Origin of the sequence: Oceanibium sediminis (genome assembly GCF_003265325.1) — a bacterium.
Lineage (GTDB): Bacteria > Pseudomonadota > Alphaproteobacteria > Rhodobacterales > Rhodobacteraceae > Halovulum > Halovulum sediminis.
Genome location: NZ_QGNX01000009.1, coordinates 15,005 through 30,198, shown reverse-complemented (window position 1 = coordinate 30,198; position 15,194 = coordinate 15,005). Strand labels below are relative to the sequence as shown.

The 15,194-nt window shown below is 65.3% G+C and carries 16 protein-coding genes and 1 tRNA gene; 5 read left to right on the top strand and 12 right to left on the bottom strand.

Annotation, left to right across the window (positions count from 1 at the left end; genetic code table 11):
• Nucleotides 1-8: 8 nt before the first annotated feature.
• Nucleotides 9-1,052: an ABC transporter permease gene (locus tag DJ029_RS18150; RefSeq protein ID WP_232823132.1), complete on the bottom strand. Its 1,044-nt coding sequence runs from the start codon at nt 1,050-1,052 to the stop codon at nt 9-11.
• A gap of 290 nt (nt 1,053-1,342) precedes the next feature.
• On the opposite strand from DJ029_RS18150, the gene DJ029_RS18145 reads away from it, so the two are divergent.
• The 3 genes from DJ029_RS18145 (at nt 1,343) to DJ029_RS18135 (ending at nt 4,797) form a co-directional block, all read left to right on the top strand.
• On the top strand, nt 1,343-1,960 hold the full coding sequence (locus tag DJ029_RS18145) for a helix-turn-helix domain-containing protein (protein WP_112323913.1): 618 nt from the start codon (nt 1,343-1,345) through the stop codon (nt 1,958-1,960).
• Nucleotides 1,961-2,005: 45 nt separating this feature from the next.
• Nucleotides 2,006-3,595, top strand: coding sequence for an ABC transporter substrate-binding protein (locus DJ029_RS18140; RefSeq protein ID WP_112323912.1), 1,590 nt, complete (start codon nt 2,006-2,008; stop codon nt 3,593-3,595).
• Nucleotides 3,596-3,687: 92 nt separating this feature from the next.
• Nucleotides 3,688-4,797 (top strand): M24 family metallopeptidase, encoded by a 1,110-nt coding sequence (locus tag DJ029_RS18135; RefSeq protein WP_112323911.1) that lies wholly within the window; start codon nt 3,688-3,690, stop codon nt 4,795-4,797.
• Nucleotides 4,798-4,808: 11 nt separating this feature from the next.
• Here the strand turns inward: DJ029_RS18135 and DJ029_RS18130 are convergent, their stop codons facing one another.
• Nucleotides 4,809-5,777: a hypothetical protein gene (locus DJ029_RS18130; RefSeq protein WP_112323910.1), complete on the bottom strand. Its 969-nt coding sequence runs from the start codon at nt 5,775-5,777 to the stop codon at nt 4,809-4,811.
• Between the two features lie 223 nt (nt 5,778-6,000).
• Between DJ029_RS18130 and DJ029_RS18125 the strand changes: the two genes are divergently transcribed.
• Complete coding sequence (locus tag DJ029_RS18125; protein ID WP_198671190.1) at nt 6,001-6,876, top strand: LysR substrate-binding domain-containing protein; 876 nt, start codon at nt 6,001-6,003, stop codon at nt 6,874-6,876.
• Between the two features lie 55 nt (nt 6,877-6,931).
• On the opposite strand, the gene phnE (DJ029_RS18120) is transcribed toward DJ029_RS18125, so the two are convergent.
• The 4 genes from phnE (DJ029_RS18120) to phnD are packed head-to-tail and all read right to left on the bottom strand — an operon-like array spanning nt 6,932 to nt 10,350.
• Complete coding sequence (gene phnE, locus DJ029_RS18120) at nt 6,932-7,741, bottom strand: phosphonate ABC transporter, permease protein PhnE (RefSeq protein ID WP_112323908.1); 810 nt, start codon at nt 7,739-7,741, stop codon at nt 6,932-6,934.
• Nucleotides 7,738-8,544: a phosphonate ABC transporter, permease protein PhnE gene (phnE, locus tag DJ029_RS18115; protein WP_112323907.1), complete on the bottom strand. Its 807-nt coding sequence runs from the start codon at nt 8,542-8,544 to the stop codon at nt 7,738-7,740. The genes phnE (DJ029_RS18120) and phnE (DJ029_RS18115) overlap by 4 nt, the downstream gene beginning before the upstream one ends.
• Nucleotides 8,541-9,317, bottom strand: a complete 777-nt coding sequence (phnC, locus tag DJ029_RS18110; RefSeq protein WP_112323906.1) for a phosphonate ABC transporter ATP-binding protein — start codon at nt 9,315-9,317, stop codon at nt 8,541-8,543. Before phnC ends, phnE (DJ029_RS18115) begins: the two co-directional genes overlap by 4 nt.
• Before the next feature lie 52 nt (nt 9,318-9,369).
• Nucleotides 9,370-10,350 (bottom strand): phosphate/phosphite/phosphonate ABC transporter substrate-binding protein, encoded by a 981-nt coding sequence (gene phnD / locus DJ029_RS18105; RefSeq protein WP_370445255.1) that lies wholly within the window; start codon nt 10,348-10,350, stop codon nt 9,370-9,372.
• A 175-nt stretch (nt 10,351-10,525) separates the two neighbouring features.
• Between phnD and DJ029_RS18100 the strand changes: the two genes are divergently transcribed.
• The gene (locus DJ029_RS18100) at nt 10,526-11,341 is read left to right on the top strand and encodes a DeoR/GlpR family DNA-binding transcription regulator (protein WP_112323904.1); all 816 of its coding nucleotides are present in this window, start codon (nt 10,526-10,528) and stop codon (nt 11,339-11,341) included.
• 246 nt (nt 11,342-11,587) lie between these two features.
• Here DJ029_RS18100 and DJ029_RS18095 read toward each other — a convergent pair.
• The 6 genes from DJ029_RS18095 to DJ029_RS18070 form a co-directional block, all read right to left on the bottom strand.
• A tRNA-Phe gene (locus DJ029_RS18095) sits at nt 11,588-11,662 on the bottom strand.
• A 94-nt stretch (nt 11,663-11,756) separates the two neighbouring features.
• Nucleotides 11,757-11,933 carry a DNA gyrase inhibitor YacG gene (locus DJ029_RS18090; RefSeq protein WP_112323903.1) on the bottom strand — a complete coding sequence of 59 codons (177 nt, stop codon included), beginning with the start codon at nt 11,931-11,933 and terminating at the stop codon, nt 11,757-11,759.
• Nucleotides 11,914-12,978 carry a ribonuclease E/G gene (locus DJ029_RS18085; protein WP_112323902.1) on the bottom strand — a complete coding sequence of 355 codons (1,065 nt, stop codon included), beginning with the start codon at nt 12,976-12,978 and terminating at the stop codon, nt 11,914-11,916. The genes DJ029_RS18090 and DJ029_RS18085 overlap by 20 nt, the downstream gene beginning before the upstream one ends.
• The gene (locus DJ029_RS18080) at nt 12,975-13,562 is read right to left on the bottom strand and encodes a Maf family protein (protein WP_112323901.1); all 588 of its coding nucleotides are present in this window, start codon (nt 13,560-13,562) and stop codon (nt 12,975-12,977) included. The genes DJ029_RS18085 and DJ029_RS18080 overlap by 4 nt, the downstream gene beginning before the upstream one ends.
• Nucleotides 13,563-13,566: 4 nt before the next feature.
• Entirely contained in the window at nt 13,567-13,785 is a 219-nt protein-coding gene (gene infA, locus DJ029_RS18075) for a translation initiation factor IF-1 (protein WP_107495332.1), read from the bottom strand.
• A gap of 83 nt (nt 13,786-13,868) precedes the next feature.
• A complete protein-coding gene (locus tag DJ029_RS18070; protein ID WP_112323900.1) occupies nt 13,869-15,179 on the bottom strand; it encodes a DUF3754 domain-containing protein in 1,311 nt (436 codons plus the stop codon).
• Nucleotides 15,180-15,194 lie beyond the last annotated feature (15 nt).

Here is a 15,194-nt window from a genome sequence, read left to right as displayed (position 1 = left end):
CTGCCCCCTTATCGGCTGCGCGGATCGAGGACGCGGTAGAGCACGTCCGAGATCTTGTTGATCAGGATGAAGACCGAGCCGATGACCAGCGTGGCCCCCAGCACCGCGTTCATGTCGGCGTTCAGCAGCGCCACGGTCAGGTAGTTGCCGATGCCGGGCCAGCTGAAGACCGTCTCGATCATGACGGAGCCTTCCAGCAGCGCCGCGTAGGACAGGCCGATCACGGTGATCAGCGGCACCCGGATCGGGCGGAAGCCGTGGGTCCAGATGACCCGCCATTCCGACACGCCCTTCACCCGAGCGGTGGTGATGTATTCCTGCCCCAGCTGATCCAGCATGAAGCTGCGCGTCATCCGCGCGATATAGGCCAGCGAGAAGAAGCCGAGGATCGCGGCAGGCAGGATCAGGTGGTCCAGCGCGCTCCAGAACACGTCCCAGTCGCCCACCATCGCCGAGTCGACCAGCAACAACCCGGTGACCGGCTCGACCAGCCCATCATAGAAGATGTCCACGCGCCCCGGCCCGGCAACCCAGCCGAGGTTGGCGTAGAATACGACAAGCCCCACGAGTCCCAGCCAGAACGCCGGTACCGAATAGCCCAGCAGCGCAAAGACGCGGATCACCTGGTCGATCCAGGTGCCCTGCCGCGCCGCCGCCCAAACGCCCAGCGGCACGCCCAGCCCAACGCCGATCATGATCCCCAGCGTCGCCATTTCCAGCGTGGCGGGAAAGACACGGGCCAGGTCGTCGGCCACGGGGCGGTTGGTGGACACGGACTGGCCAAGGTTGCCCTGGAACACGTCGCCCACGTAGGACACGAACTGAAGGATCAGCGGCCGGTCGAGGCCCATGGCGATCTTGGCGGCGTCGTATTGTTCCTGTGTCGCGCGGTCCCCGACGACGGACAACACCGGGTCTATCGGAATGACGCGCCCGATGAAGAAGGTGATCGCCATCAACCCCACGAACGTCAGCAAGGTGACGACGACGAAGCCGCCCAGCGACTTTACGCTTTGCGTCAGATGCCGGGCGCCGGATGCGTAAGTAGCCACGTTTCAGCCCTCCCCTTTTCCTATTCGATCCGTGTGCCAAAACCGCTGACAGACCGGTTCTCAAGGCGGCGCCAAATCAGATTCGGGCGCCGTCAAGTCTGGGAATGGGTAAAACATTTTTTGTCTTTTGTAAAAAATATTTTGCTAAACAATAATTTTTTTTGTACGTTCAGGATGTCCGACGCGGAAATAATCGTTGCCTGCCGGGACCTTCCCGCCAGACATTCGGGAAGCGTCAGGCAAAGGCGACAGGCCCGTTAACTTGGCGATAAAGGTAGGAGTTTTGGCGAATGGGGCGCGGAAAACTGAAATCCGAACCGATGCTCGGACCCGCGATTCGTAAGCGGCGCAAGCTGCTCAGACTCACCCTTCAGGACCTGTGCGACAAATCCGGGATCTCGGTCGGCTATCTCAGCCAGGTCGAACGCGACAATGCCACGCCATCGCTCGGCTCGCTGGCGCAGATCGCGCAGGCGTTGGACGTGGACCTGGAATATTTCATCGCCGCGCCCAAACCCTCCGCCGGGCTGACGCGCGCCGGGCAGCGCCCGCAGTTTTCGCTGGCCGGCTCCTCGCTGACCTATGAAAGCATCGGCGCGGACCTGCCGGGGGCGGAATTGTCCAGCTACGTGCTGAACATCCCGCCGCATTACGCGTCCGAAACCGTCAGCCACGAGGGTGACGAGATCATCTACATCCTCGAAGGCGAGATGGAGCAGACCCTCGACGGGCAGACCTTCCGCATGACCGAGGGCGACGCCCTGCACTACAGCGGGCAAACGCCGCACGCCTGGAGCAATCCCACGGACAAGACGGCGCGCATTCTCTGGACGGGCACACTGACCGTTCTGAGCCAGAAGGACGGGATCAAGCTTCCCGAACTCTCAAGAACACGACAGGGGCGCTGAACGCCCCTTCCCCATTTCCGACCATATCCAACAAAGGAGAACACCGTGAACATCCTGAAAACCACGCTTCTGGCCAGCACCCTGCTGGTCCCGCTGGCCGCCCCCGCGGCGCTGGCCGAGACGCCCGACGGCGTGCTTGTCGTCGCGCAGAACATCGACGACATCGTCGCGATCGACCCCGCGCAGGCCTATGAGTTCACCTCGGGCGAGCTGGTCACCAACCTCTATGATCGCCTGGTGCAGTACGACGCCGAGGACACCACCGTCCTGGCCCCCGGCCTTGCCAGCGAGTGGAGCGCGGACGCCGACGCCAAGACCATCACCTTCACCCTGCGCGACGGCGCGACCTTCGCCTCCGGCAACCCGCTGACCGCCGAAGACGTGATCTATTCCTTCGGCCGAGTCATCAAGCTGAACCTGACGCCCGCCTTCATCCTGGCCCAGCTTGGCTGGACGCCGGAGAACGTGGACGACATGGTCACCGGCGAAGGCAACACCGTGACCGTGAAGTACGAGGGCGACTTCTCGCCCGCGTTCGTGCTGAACGTGCTCGCCTCGCGCCCCGCGTCCATCGTGGACAGCGCGCTGGTGAAAGAGCATGAGGTCGACGGCGACATGGGCAACGCCTGGCTGAACGAGAACGCCGCCGGGTCCGGCCCGTTCACGCTGGACCGCTACCAGCCCGCGCAGATGGTCCGCATGAGCGCGAACCCGACGTATTTCAACGGCGCGCCGGAAATTGACAGCGTGATCATCCGTCACGTGGCCGAGGCCGCGACCCAGCAACTGCTGCTGGAACAGGGCGACATCGACCTGGCGCGGAACCTGACGCCGGACCAGATCGCCTCCATCGACGCCCAGGACATCAAGGTTGAAACCTTCCCGCAGGCCGCCGTGCACTTCCTGTCCTTCAACCAGAGAACCGACAGCCTGACCGACCCGGCCGTCTGGGAAGCCGCGCGCTACCTGGTCGACTACAAGGGCATGACCGACACGATCATCAACGGTCAGATGGAAATCCACCAGGCCTTCTGGCCGAAAGGCTTCCCCGGCTCCTACGACGAGACACCCTTCACGTATGACCCGGAAAAGGCGCAGGAAATCCTGGAAGAGGCGGGGATCGAAACGCCGATCACCGTGACGCTGGACGTGATCAACGCCGCGCCCTTCACCGACATGGCGCAGTCGCTTCAGGCCAGCTTCGCCGATGCGGGCATCAACTTCGAAATCCTGCCCGGCACCGGCGCACAGGTGATCACGAAGTACCGTGAGCGGACCCACCAGGCGATGCTGCTCTACTGGGGCCCGGACTTCATGGACCCGCATTCCAACGCCAAGGCCTTCGCCTACAACTCGGACAACTCCGACGACAACTACGCGGCCACGACCACCTGGCGCAACGCCTGGGCCGTGCCCGAGGAGCTGAACGAGCAGACCCGCGCGGCGCTGACCGAGTCCGACCCTGAAAAGCGTCTGGAGATGTACGTGGACCTGCAAAAGAAGGTGCAGGAATCCTCGCCCATCGTGATCATGTTCCAGGCCGCCTACCAGGTCGCCATGAACGAGGACGTGAACGGCTACGTGAACGGCGCGACGTCCGACTTCGTCTACTACCGCCTGGTCGAAAAAGAGTGACCCGGCCCGCAGGCCGCCGCCCCGGTGGCGGCCTGCACCCCTTTTCCATTCCTTTCCCACTGCCCATTGCCCATTGCCCCGCAGGAGCTGCCATGACCGACTTCTCCCTGTCCCGATCCCGCCTGTCGAAGCTGCGGGAGCGCATGGACGCCACCGCGACCGACCTGGTCGTCCTGGGGCCCTCCAGCCACATGTCATGGCTTTCCGGCGTGCACCCCCATGGGGACGAACGCCCGGTGATGCTGCTGGTGACGCGCGACCACGCGGCGTTCCTGATGCCCGCGCTGAATGCCGCTGCCGCACGCAAATCCACCGACCTGCCCTTCCACACCTGGCGCGATGACGAGGGGCCGGAGGCCGCCCTCGCCGACCTTCTGACAGCATGCGACGCCCGGCGTCCGGGGCTTTCGGTGGTGCTGGACGAAACCATGCGCACCGATTTCGCGCTGCTGCTGCTCGACGCGCTCGACCGGCCCGAACGGCGTTTCACGACCGATACCGTCGGCCTGCTGCGCGCGCGCAAGGATGCGGCGGAGTATGACGCGCTCAAGGCCGCCCACCTGCTCAACGACACAGCCGTGCAAGCCGCGTTCGACGCCCTGCACGAAGGGATCACCGAGCAGGAGGTCGCGCAGATCATCAACGATACGTACAAGGCCAATGGCGCCACGCTGGAGTTCTGCTCGGTCTGCTTCGGCCCCTCGGCGGCGTTTCCGCACCACACCTCCACCCCCGCGCGGCTGGAGCGGGACATGCCGGTCCTGATCGACACGGGCTGCCGGCTGAACGGCTACCCCTCCGACATGACCCGCTGCGGCTACTTCGGCACGCCCGACCAGGATTACTGCGAGGTTTTCGCCGTCGTCGAAAAGGCGGTGCAGGCAGCGCTTAACGCAGCACGCCCCGGCGTCGCGGCGCGGGACGTGGACAAGGCCGCGCGGGATGTCATCACCGCCGCCGGTTATGGCGAGCGCTTCCTGCACCGCACCGGGCATGGGCTGGGCGTCGATATCCATGAGCCGCCCTACATCGCCTCCAACTCCGGGGCGATCCTGGAGGAAGGCAATGTCTTCTCGATCGAGCCGGGCATCTACCTCGACGGGCGGTTCGGCGTGCGTCTTGAGGAAATCGTCATCCTGCGCGCTGACGGGCCCGAGATTTTCTCGGAAATGTCGCGCGAAATGGTGATCGCCGGGCGCTGAACCGCCCGCGTTCATGCCGCCCTGCCCCCTGACCTCCTGGGGCGGGGCGGCTTGCCCTCCTTCGCCGCCGCCGCGCCGAACGCGCCCGTCACCGCGCCGAGGAAGCAGATGACAAGCCCGACCGTCGTGAAGGCAGAGGTTTCCACCCGCCCTTCGATCATCTGCAGGACGAAAACGACCAGGGGCGCGGTCCCCGCCAGCGCACCGATGGTCAGCGCATTCGTGAGCGAGATGGCCTTCTGGACCGCGTAGATCGGAAACGCCAGGACCAACAGGCCGATCCCAACGGCGCGGGCCAGCTCACCGATTGCCACCGGCCCCTTCGCGTCGATGCCCAGAAGCACCCCCAGGCCGCTGAGGACAAGGAACAGCGGGAAGCGCACCGCGAACTGCGTCACGGGATCGACGCCCACGCGGTCCAGCCGCTGGCCATAGAGCAGCATGCCCGTGATGAAGATGCCGCCAAGAAGCGCCAGCGCCACGCCCTGCGCCCCAACCAGCGCATCGCCGCGCACGAAGCCGGACAGCCCCAGAACGGTGATCCCCGCAAGGACCAGCAGGCCAAGCGCCAGCCCAAGGTTGCCGAGCACCTCGGCGGCGTTGCGCGGCACCTGCCCTTCGGGAACGCCCGACCAGGCCGCGACGATGGTGACCAGCGGCACGGAGCCCGCGAATATCGTGAAGGCGACCGCCGGTTCGATCAGTTGCACCGCCAGCAGGTAGAACAGCCATCCCCCCGCCGCCGTGACGTTCAGCCCGATCACCGATGGCAGGTTCTGCTCGACCCGGCGCAGCGGTTCAGGAGAGCGCAGAACGCTCCAGCCAAGGCAGAATACAGAGGATATGCCAAAGACCAGCCCGCCAAGCAGGAAGCCGTCGATGCCCTGAAGGATGCTGCCGAAATAGACCGCCTGAACCGAGTCGAGGAACACGAAAACCAGGCACCAGATCAGCCCTTGCGTGCCGGGCCGGATCCTCACGGGGCGCACGCCCCTGAGGCGGGGCAGAGCGACCCGGCCAGCCCGCTGGCCCCATGGGCACCGTCCCCCCTTGCGTTGCGCCCTGTGAAAGCGACGTTCCGGCATATCCCCCTCGTGCGGCAGCCCCGCGCGGCCCTGATTGACGCCGCAGGCTAGCAGGCTTCAACACTCCTGAATAATGAGTATTATGGGGCGTATACTTCAATATTCCTGGAGTATTGCGATGATGAATATCGACACGGCGCTCTTGCGCACCTTTGTCAGCGCGGTCGAACTCGGGGGATTTCACCGGGCGGCCACGGCTGTTCACCGGTCCCAGTCGACCATCAGCATGCAATTGAAAAAGCTCGAGGATCAGCTGGGCGTGCAACTGTTCCAGAAGTCCGGGCGCAGCCGCGTGCTGACCCGGGAGGGGGAGGAGTTCGCGCTTTATGCCCGACGCCTTTTGTCCCTGCATGACCAGGCGCTGGACGCCATGCGCCCCGCGCGGACGGGCGGTTTCGTCAGGATCGGGGTGATGGACGACTATGCGATCGGGGTCTTGCCGGCGGTCATCGCCAGCTTCCTCGACGCGCATCCCGACGTGGATGTGGAGATCACCTCGGGCTTCTCGGACCGGTTGGTGACGCGCCTTGGCGAGGATTTCGATCTCGTGCTCTCGACCCACCCGGTGGGAACGGGGCGCGGGAAGGTGCTGCGCCACGAAAGGACCCGCTGGGCCTATTCTGCCGCAAAGTCGCTGCCCGCCACATCAGGCATTCCGCTTGCCCTGCTGCCGCCCGGGAACCTGTTTCGGAAATGGGCCCTGCGCGCGCTGGAGGGCGCTGACATCACCTGGCGCATCGCCTTCACCGGGTCGAGCATCGCCACGGTCGAAGCCGCCGCTGCCGCCGGAATCGGCGTGACCGTCGCGAAGGAAAAGACCGCCAACAGCGCGCTCAGGTTCCTTGATGCCGCCGAAGGGTTCCCCGCCCTGCCGGATACGGAGATCGTCCTCAACCGCACCGGCGGCTCGGAAAGCAAGGCGGCCCAGCTATTGGGCGATCACATCATCGCCGCTTTCGCAGACGAGGGCGTCGCGCCACTGAGCGCCCAGTAAGAGACGCTTTCAAGGACCAGCAGAAAAAGCGCCGCCCCCGCCGTCAGCCGTGATTTCAAAGGATACGACGGCGCAGGAAGGCCGAAACCACTTCCCCCAGCACCACCAGCGCCAGGATCGCCAGCAGGACCGTGGCCGCCTCGGGCCAGTTGAAGGTGTCGATCGCGCCTTGCAGGATGATGCCGATCCCCCCTGCCCCGACCAGGCCCAGAACCGTGGATTCGCGCAGGTTGATATCCCAGCGCAGGATCGCGACGGCCCAGAAGGTGGGCATGACCTGGGGGATGATCGCGTAGACGATCACCTTGAAGCGCGAAGCGCCCGTCGCCTCCAGCGCCTCCACCGGGCGCTTGTCGATCTCCTCGATGGCTTCGCCCAGAAGCTTGCCGATGAAGCCGATGGAGCGGAACATGATCGCCAGGATCCCCGCCACAACGCCGGGTCCGAAGATCGCGACGAACAGCAGCGCCCAGATGATCGTGTTGACCGAGCGCGAGGTGACAAGGATCAGCCGCCCCAGCCACAGGGTCGCGCGGTTGGGCGTGGTGTTCTGCGCCGCGAGGTAGGCGACGGGCAGTGAAACCAGCACACCGAAGCCAGTCGCGAAGGTGGCGATGTTCACCGTCTCAAGCAGCACCCGCAGGATATCGCCCAGGTTCGTCGGGTCCGGCGGATACATCCGCCCCAGAAGATCGCCCATCTGTTCCGGCGCGTCCCACACCCAGACCCAGATCACGTCGATGGAGCCAAGCGCCCAGCCCAGCGCCAGCGCGCAGAAGGCGAAAGCCGCGTAACGCTGCATCCGCTGTTTCGGGGTGTAGCGGGACCAATCCTCGCGCCCGAACTGATTGGAAATGCTGTTCATCCGATGCGCTTCCTTATCACGCCGCTGATCCCTTCCGAGATCAGGATCACGCCGACGATGACCATGGTGATCGCCAGGGCGAAATCGTAGTCATAGCGCCCGAAGGCATTGGCGAGCGTCGCGCCGATCCCGCCCGCGCCCACGATGCCCACCACCGCCGAGGCGCGCAGGTTCGAGTCGAGCTGGTAGATCGACAGACCGATCTGGCGCGGCATGATCTGCGGGAAGATCGCGTAGAACAGGGTCGAAAGATACGGCGCCCCGGCGGCACGCATCGCCTCGACCTGGCCGAAGTCGATCTCCTCGATCCGTTCGGCCAGCATCTTGGCCACGAAGCCGATGGAATAGACGATCAGTGTCAGCACCCCCGCGAAGGGGCCGAAGCCCACCGCCTTCACGAAGATGATGGCAACAATGACGGGGTGAAAGCTGCGCGCGATGATGATGATCGCACGGCCGAGGTAATAGATCGGCAGCGGCGCGATATTGCGCGCGGCCATGAAGGCGATCGGGATCGACAGCGCCACGCCACCCGCGGTGGCCAGCAACGCTATCTTCAGGCTTTCAAGGAAACCGTCGATCAGAAGCTGGCTGCGCTCGAAATTCGGCGGGAACGCCCCGCCGAAGATCCGCTGCGCGCGGCCAATCCCCTCGGCGACGCGCTGCCAGTTGATCGGCAAGCTCGCCCCCACCCAGACGATATAGCCGATCACGCCGAGGTAGACCGTCCAGCGGATGAATGGATTGGCGATGAACGGCGGCTTGCGCCAGGTGTCAGGCACGCTCGATGGATTGCCGCTCATGAGGCTTCCTTCATGTCGCCGCTGCGATCCGCATGGGGGCTGCCGGAATAGATCCGGTCCATCGCGTCCTGGTCCAGGTTCTCAGGCGTGTCGTCGAAAATGATTCGCCCGTAACGCATCCCCACGATGCGGTCGGTATAGGCCTTCGCCTCGGTCACGTTGTGGATGTTGATCAGGACCGGCAGCTTCAGCTCTCCGGCCAGGTCCCGCAGCAGCCCCATGATCTGTTCGGAGGTCTTCGGGTCGAGCGAGGCGGTCGGCTCATCGGCCAGCAGGATTTCCGGGTCCTGCATCAGCGCGCGCACTACGCCGACGCGCTGGCGTTCGCCGCCTGACAACTGGTCGGCACGCTTGTCCGCGTAATGAGCGATGCCGACGCGTTCCATCAACTCATACGCACGGCGGATGTCCTTCTTGGGATAGCGCCGCATCACGGCCGCCCAGGTGGAGATGTAGCCGAGCCGCCCGGACTGGACGTTCTCCATCACCGTCAGGCGATCCACCAGGTTGAAGCTTTGGAACACCATCCCGATCTTGCGCCGTGCGGCGCGCAGCTCCCGGCCGCGAAGGCGGGTCAGCTCGGTCCCGTTCAGCTCGATCGTGCCAGAGGTCGGCTCGACCAGGCGGTTGATGCAGCGCAGCAGCGTCGATTTGCCCGCCCCGGAGGAGCCGATGATCGAAACGACGCTTTCCCCTTCGATGGTCAGGTCGAGGTTCTTAAGAACCGGATCGCCATCGCCGTAGCGCTTGACCAGGTCGGTGATTTTCAACATGAGCCGGCTCCTTGATGGGGCCGGTGAACGTCACCGGCCCCGAACGCAATTGTCATTCCGCGGCAAGCCCTTCGGGCGTGTACTCGACGCCGTTGGCCCGCTGGATCTGGCGGATCACCTTCCACTGGTCCTTGTAGGTGATCGGGATGAACTTGCTCACGCCAGAGAACTCGTCACCCAGGGCCGTGCCCGCGAATTCGAAGGTGAAGAAGGCTTCCTCGATCTTCGCCTTCAACTCGGGCGTCAGGTCATGCGCATAGGCGTAGGACGTGGTCGGAAACGGATCGCTTTCCCACACGATGCGCACGTCCGCCGGATCGTAAAGACCGCGTTCCGCCATCCGGTCGACCACTTCGGACGCCACCGGCGCCGCGTCGTAGTCGCCCGCCACGACGCCCAGCATCGACTGGTCATGCGAGCCTGAGTAAGTCACCTCGTAATCCTCATCCGGCACGATGCCGAGGTCGGGGAACAGCGCCCGCGGCGCCAGGTTGCCCGAGTTGGAGGTGGGCGAGGTATGCGCGATCCGCTTGCCCGCCATATCGGGGACTTCCTTGATGTCACTGTCGGCCTGCGTATAGATCTGCAGCTTGTAGCCGAACTGGCCGTCATCCCCGCCCATGATCGCGAAGGGCACCGCCCCGGCAAGGTTCACCGCAAAGGGCGTCGGCCCGGTGGAAAAGCCCGCGATATGCAGACGGCCCGAGCGCATCGCCTCCACCTCGGCGGAGTTGGACTGCACGGCGAAGAACTGGACATCCTTGCCGGTCACGTCCTCCAGGTGTTCGATGAAGGGGTTCCAGATGTCTTCGTAGATCGCCGGATCCTCGACCGGCGTGTAGGCAAAGACAAGCGTGTCCGGATCCTTCAGCGCACTCGCGTCTGTCGGTGCGTCGGCAACAAGATCGCCGTCCGCATCCGTGTACTGGCTGTCCAGCGCGGCGGTTTCTTCCACGTCCTGGGCAAAAGCGCCGCCCGCCGCAACGGTGAGTGCCGCCAGGAACGCTGCGCGGACTGATTTCTGCACGTGCATCATATTATTCCTCCCTATCAATTCTTTTTCTGCACCGGCGAACCGGGTCAGCCATCGCGAATGACAGCACTGATATTTGCGATATGCAAGATGATTCCTCTGGATATTTGGGAAACCCAAAATTATCTCTGGGGAAGGGACAGCAAGACCCGGCAAGCGCGGGAGGGGGCCGATCGTGACCGCAAGGCGCTACAAGAAGCAGGAGCGGCACGAGCACATTCTGCTGGAGCTGCGATTGAAGCCGCATGTCCGGGTGGCCGACCTTGCAAAGCAGTTCGGCGTCACGACGGAAACCGTGCGCCGCGACATCGAGGACCTTGGCCGGGACGGACTTGTCCAGCGCGCCCACGGCGGCGCCTCGATGCGCGCGCCGGGAACGCACCGCGACCTTGACGAGCGGCGGCTGGAACGTGTCGCCGAACGCGAGCGCTTGGGCCGTTTCGCCGCCTCCTTGGTGGTCGAGGGCAGCTCGATCATGGTCGATGCCGGCACAACGACGATGGAATTCGCCCGCAGCCTGGCCTTCGCGCAAACGCGGGTGACCGTGATCACCAACAGCCTGCAAGTCGCGATGATCCTCGGGCAGAACCCGGCCGCTGAGGTCCGCCTCACCCCCGGCGAATACCTGCCGAGAGAGGCCGCGCTGATCGGCACGGAAACCTGCGAATACCTGGCGGGCTACAACGTGGACGCCTGTTTCATCGGCGCCGCCGGCTTCAGCGAGGCCGGCGTGACCGAGGCGATCACCGGCTTCGGCGCGGTCAAACGCGCGATGATGCGCCAAAGCCGGGCCCGCTTCGTCCTGGTCGACGCCAGCAAGTTCGGACAGACCCACATCAGCCAGGTCGCGCGACTGGAAGAAATCGGCTGCCTCGTCAGCGACCGCCCGCCGACCGTCCCGCTCGCCGGGCTGCTGCGCAAACACGGAACGGAATGCCGCTTCCCCGAGCCGGACGAAGCCCCCCCGCCCCGCCGCAGCGCGGATGCTTAGGGCATTCCGTGTGAGCAGGTGGGCGAGCTGGCGGCCCAGTTCCTCACCTGGTCAGGCCTGACGACCGGGCCGGGTTCCGGGTGAACAGGCAATCTAGGCTGTCGCGCGATGCTTGCGAAGCGCCCCTCGAACCCTGCGCTCGAAGCACTGACTGCCGTTCTTGTTGACGGAGAAGCTACATGATTGCCCTACGCCCGCTCGGCCCCCACAAGAGCCCCAAGCGTATCAACAGGTTGGTAAGATGAATGGTGCCCGGGGGCGGATTTGAACCACCGACACGCGGATTTTCAATCCGCTGCTCTACCCCTGAGCTACCCGGGCACGGGTGAAGGATGACCTTCGGGTTGCGCCGGTTTAGGCCAAGCTGCGGGGGCTGTCCAGAGGGTCCGTGCGGATTTTCGCACCAAAGCGTCAATCAGTTCAGCGGCGGTGCGGGACGCTCGGGCGACTCGGTCGGATCGTCGGCTTCTTCCTCGGCCGGAAGGCGGTAATCCTCGCTCAGCCAGCGGCCCAGATCGACGTCCGCGCAGCGGCGCGAGCAGAACGGGCGATAGGTCTTGTCGGTGGGTTTGTCACAGATCGGGCAGGACATCGGCTATTCCACGGATCAACGGTTGGCGTTCGCGTTTGGCTTGCAACTCCATGTGGCCAAGGGGTGTCCAGCCCGCAAGGGTGATCTCGGCACGTTCCGCGCGTAGCGCACTTTTCAGCACCTGTTCCAGCTGCGTCCGGTCCCGCTTCGGAAAGGGCGCGAGATCGACGATGATCTGCCCGGCAAGCCCGCGCACGCGCAGGGCGCGCGGCAAGGCGCGCAGCGCGGCGACGTTGGCCTTCAGCCCTGCCGCGGGCGAGGTGTCCGGCCCGGTGTTCACATCCACTGCCACCAGCGCCCTTGTCGGCTCGACATACATAGATGCCCCGACGGGCAGGCCCACGCGCGGGGACAACGCGTCGCGCAACGCGTCCCACACGCCGGCGGCGGCGAAACAGCCCGGCGTATCGTCGAGCAGATCCGGGTGGCCCCACTCGCGCCAGGCCAGGTGGTGGGCGTCGGGCGCGTCGACCAGCAGCGCGGGGGCCGCCGTGTCCGCATCCCCGAGCACGGCCTCGGCCAGGGCGCGCATGGCGCTGGCGTCATCCGCCACGGCATCCAGGTCGCCCACCTCGGCGGAGGAGCGCAGGATCAGGCCCAGGTCGGCGTCTGCGCCGTCCATCGCGGCTTCGGCGATTTCCATCAGGGCGACGCGGCGCTCCTCATCGCGGATCGTGCGGGAAATGTTGAAGCCGGGCTTGCCGGGCGTGACGATGGCGTAGCGGCTCTTGAACAGGATCCGGCGGGTGACGGGGGGCGCCTTGCCCGGCTCGGCCACGGTGGAGACCTGAACCAGGACCGGCGCGCCGGGGGCCAGGCCCTTCGCCTCGCGCAGGAAGCCGTTCTCGGTCTGGGTGAGGGCGACGATCGCGCCCCCCTGCCCCTTCATCGGACGGCCCATCCTGGCGCGGAAGATCGCGCCCGGCCCCGCGTCCGGCGCGCCGGTGGGATCGACGATAACGTCGGAAAGCTGGCCATCCTCGAACAGCGCGGCGATGCGCCGCTCATCCGGCAGCGAGTCGAGATAGACGGCGCGGCCCTTCATCGGCTTGCCTCCGGCTTGATGCCCGCGGCGCCGAGCAGCCCGAGCGTTTCGGTCAGCGGCAGCCCCACGACGTTGCTGTAGGACCCGCCGATCCACGGCACGAAAGCGGCGGCGCGGCCCTGGATGGCATAACCCCCCGCCTTGCCCTGCCACTCGCCCGAGGCGAGGTAATCCGCGATTTCCTCGTCGCTCAGGCGCTTCAGGCGCACGGCGGTTTCCACGACGCGCGCGTGCAGCATGCCATCGCGCGACACGGCGATTCCGGTCATCACCTTGTGGCGACGGCCCGACAGGAGCTTGAGGAACTGTTCCGCCTCTGCGGCGTCTTCCGGTTTTCCTAGGATGCGCCGCCCAAGGCTGACGACCGTATCGGCGGCGAGCACCACGTCCCCCGGCACGGCCGCGGCCTTTTCACGGGCCAGGCGTTCCGCGTAGGGGCGCGGCAGCTCGCCCCGGCGGGGCGTTTCATCGATGTCTGCGGGGGTTATGGCGGCGGGGACGATCCCGACCTGCGCCAGCAACGCGCGACGGCGCGGGCTGGCGGAGGCAAGAGTCAGCCGCCGCCCTGCGGACGCGCCCGTCAAGCGATTACTTGAAGCGGTAGTTGATCCGACCCTTGGTCAGATCGTAGGGGGTCATCTCGACCTGAACCTTGTCGCCTGCCAGCACACGGATGCGGTTCTTGCGCATCTTGCCGGCCGTATGGGCGATGATTTCATGGCCGTTCTCGAGCTCCACCCTGAATGTCGCATTCGGCAAAAGCTCGGTCACGACACCCGGGAATTCAAGAAGCTCTTCCTTTGCCATGATCTCTCCGATGGTTGTTTCCGATCACACCCCGGACCAAGTCCGGCGTGCGTGGCGATACATGGGCCTTTGACGCAGGAAATTCAAGTCAAAACGCCCTGTGCGCGGGTTTCATGCCCGCCGATCAGCGCCTCTGCCCCCGGACGGGTCACTTCCTCTGCCATTCGCGCCCACAGCGCCCGGCAGGCGGCCTCGGCGTCCAGGCCCGGTACGGCGGAAAACCTGCCGTCCCGCTCGACCAGCACGCCAAGGGCGCGCAGCTTGCGCAGGGCGTCGTCCACCTCGAAATCGATGTCCTTGCCGGTCTCGACGCGCAGCCAGCATTCGATGCGGCTGTCGAGCTCCGCCTCGCTGAGGGGGCCGTCGGCTTCGGACAGGAAGACATAGGCGAGGATCGCCTCCTTCACCTCGGAATCCTCGGACGCGCCGATCACGAAGTCGAAGAAACCGCGGTTGTTGTTGATCGTATTGAAATAGGCGTTGTCGAGCACCTGTTTCTGGTAGCGCAGCTTCTGGCGCTCGTACTTCGTCCACTGGCGCAGCAGGAAGCCACCCAGCGCACCAAGCCCCGACAGCGCGGCAAGCGCCTGTTTCAGGCTGTCCTCCTCCACCGTGCCGGAGATGCCGAGATAGGCCCCGAGCACGATCAGCAGCACCGTCACCGTGGGCACGATATTGATCAGGATCGGCAGGCCGCCGACGATCGCGGGCACGCCGATCACCAGCTTGTCGAACAACTTCATCACCACGCGGGCATTCGGATAGAGCGTGGTCAAATCGCCCTGCGGAATGTCACGAAACAGCTTCAAGTACAGCGCGCCGGGCCGCAGCCGCCCGCGTTCGCGCGGCGCGAGCGTGCTGTCATCCGCCGCCGCGGCGGCGAACACCACGAAATCATAGACAGGCTCTTTCACCAGCTGTTTGCGCAATCCAAAGAAACTCTTCAGGGTGTAGGTCTGCATCCACCGCCCCCGGCCATAGAAACGCACCGCACCATAGGTCGTGTGCGGCACCACCACCCGCGCGCGCACGCGACCCGCCGCGGCGCTGTCGACCCCCACCTCCTGTTCGGTGAGGCGCCGGAAATTCGCCGCTTGCAGCGATTTTTCCAGCTGGTCGAGGAATTCCACCGCCTGGGGCAGCGAGCCGGGCACCGGCCCGTCCCCCGGCTGGTCGGGGTCGAGTACGGTGTAGCGGTCTTTCAGCACCTCACGCTGGGCAAAGAATTCCAGGTGAAACAGCAGCGAGAACCAGCGGGCGAGGCTTTCCAGCAGCGCCACCCGGTCCTCGTCCAGACCCTTGCGCCGCGCGAGCGCATCGACGAGATCGGCCTTTCCGATGGGTATGAAGCGGTCCCGCTCGGGCACGCCGGCACTGTCTGTTGTCCCTGTCATTCCCGCCCTTTCGAG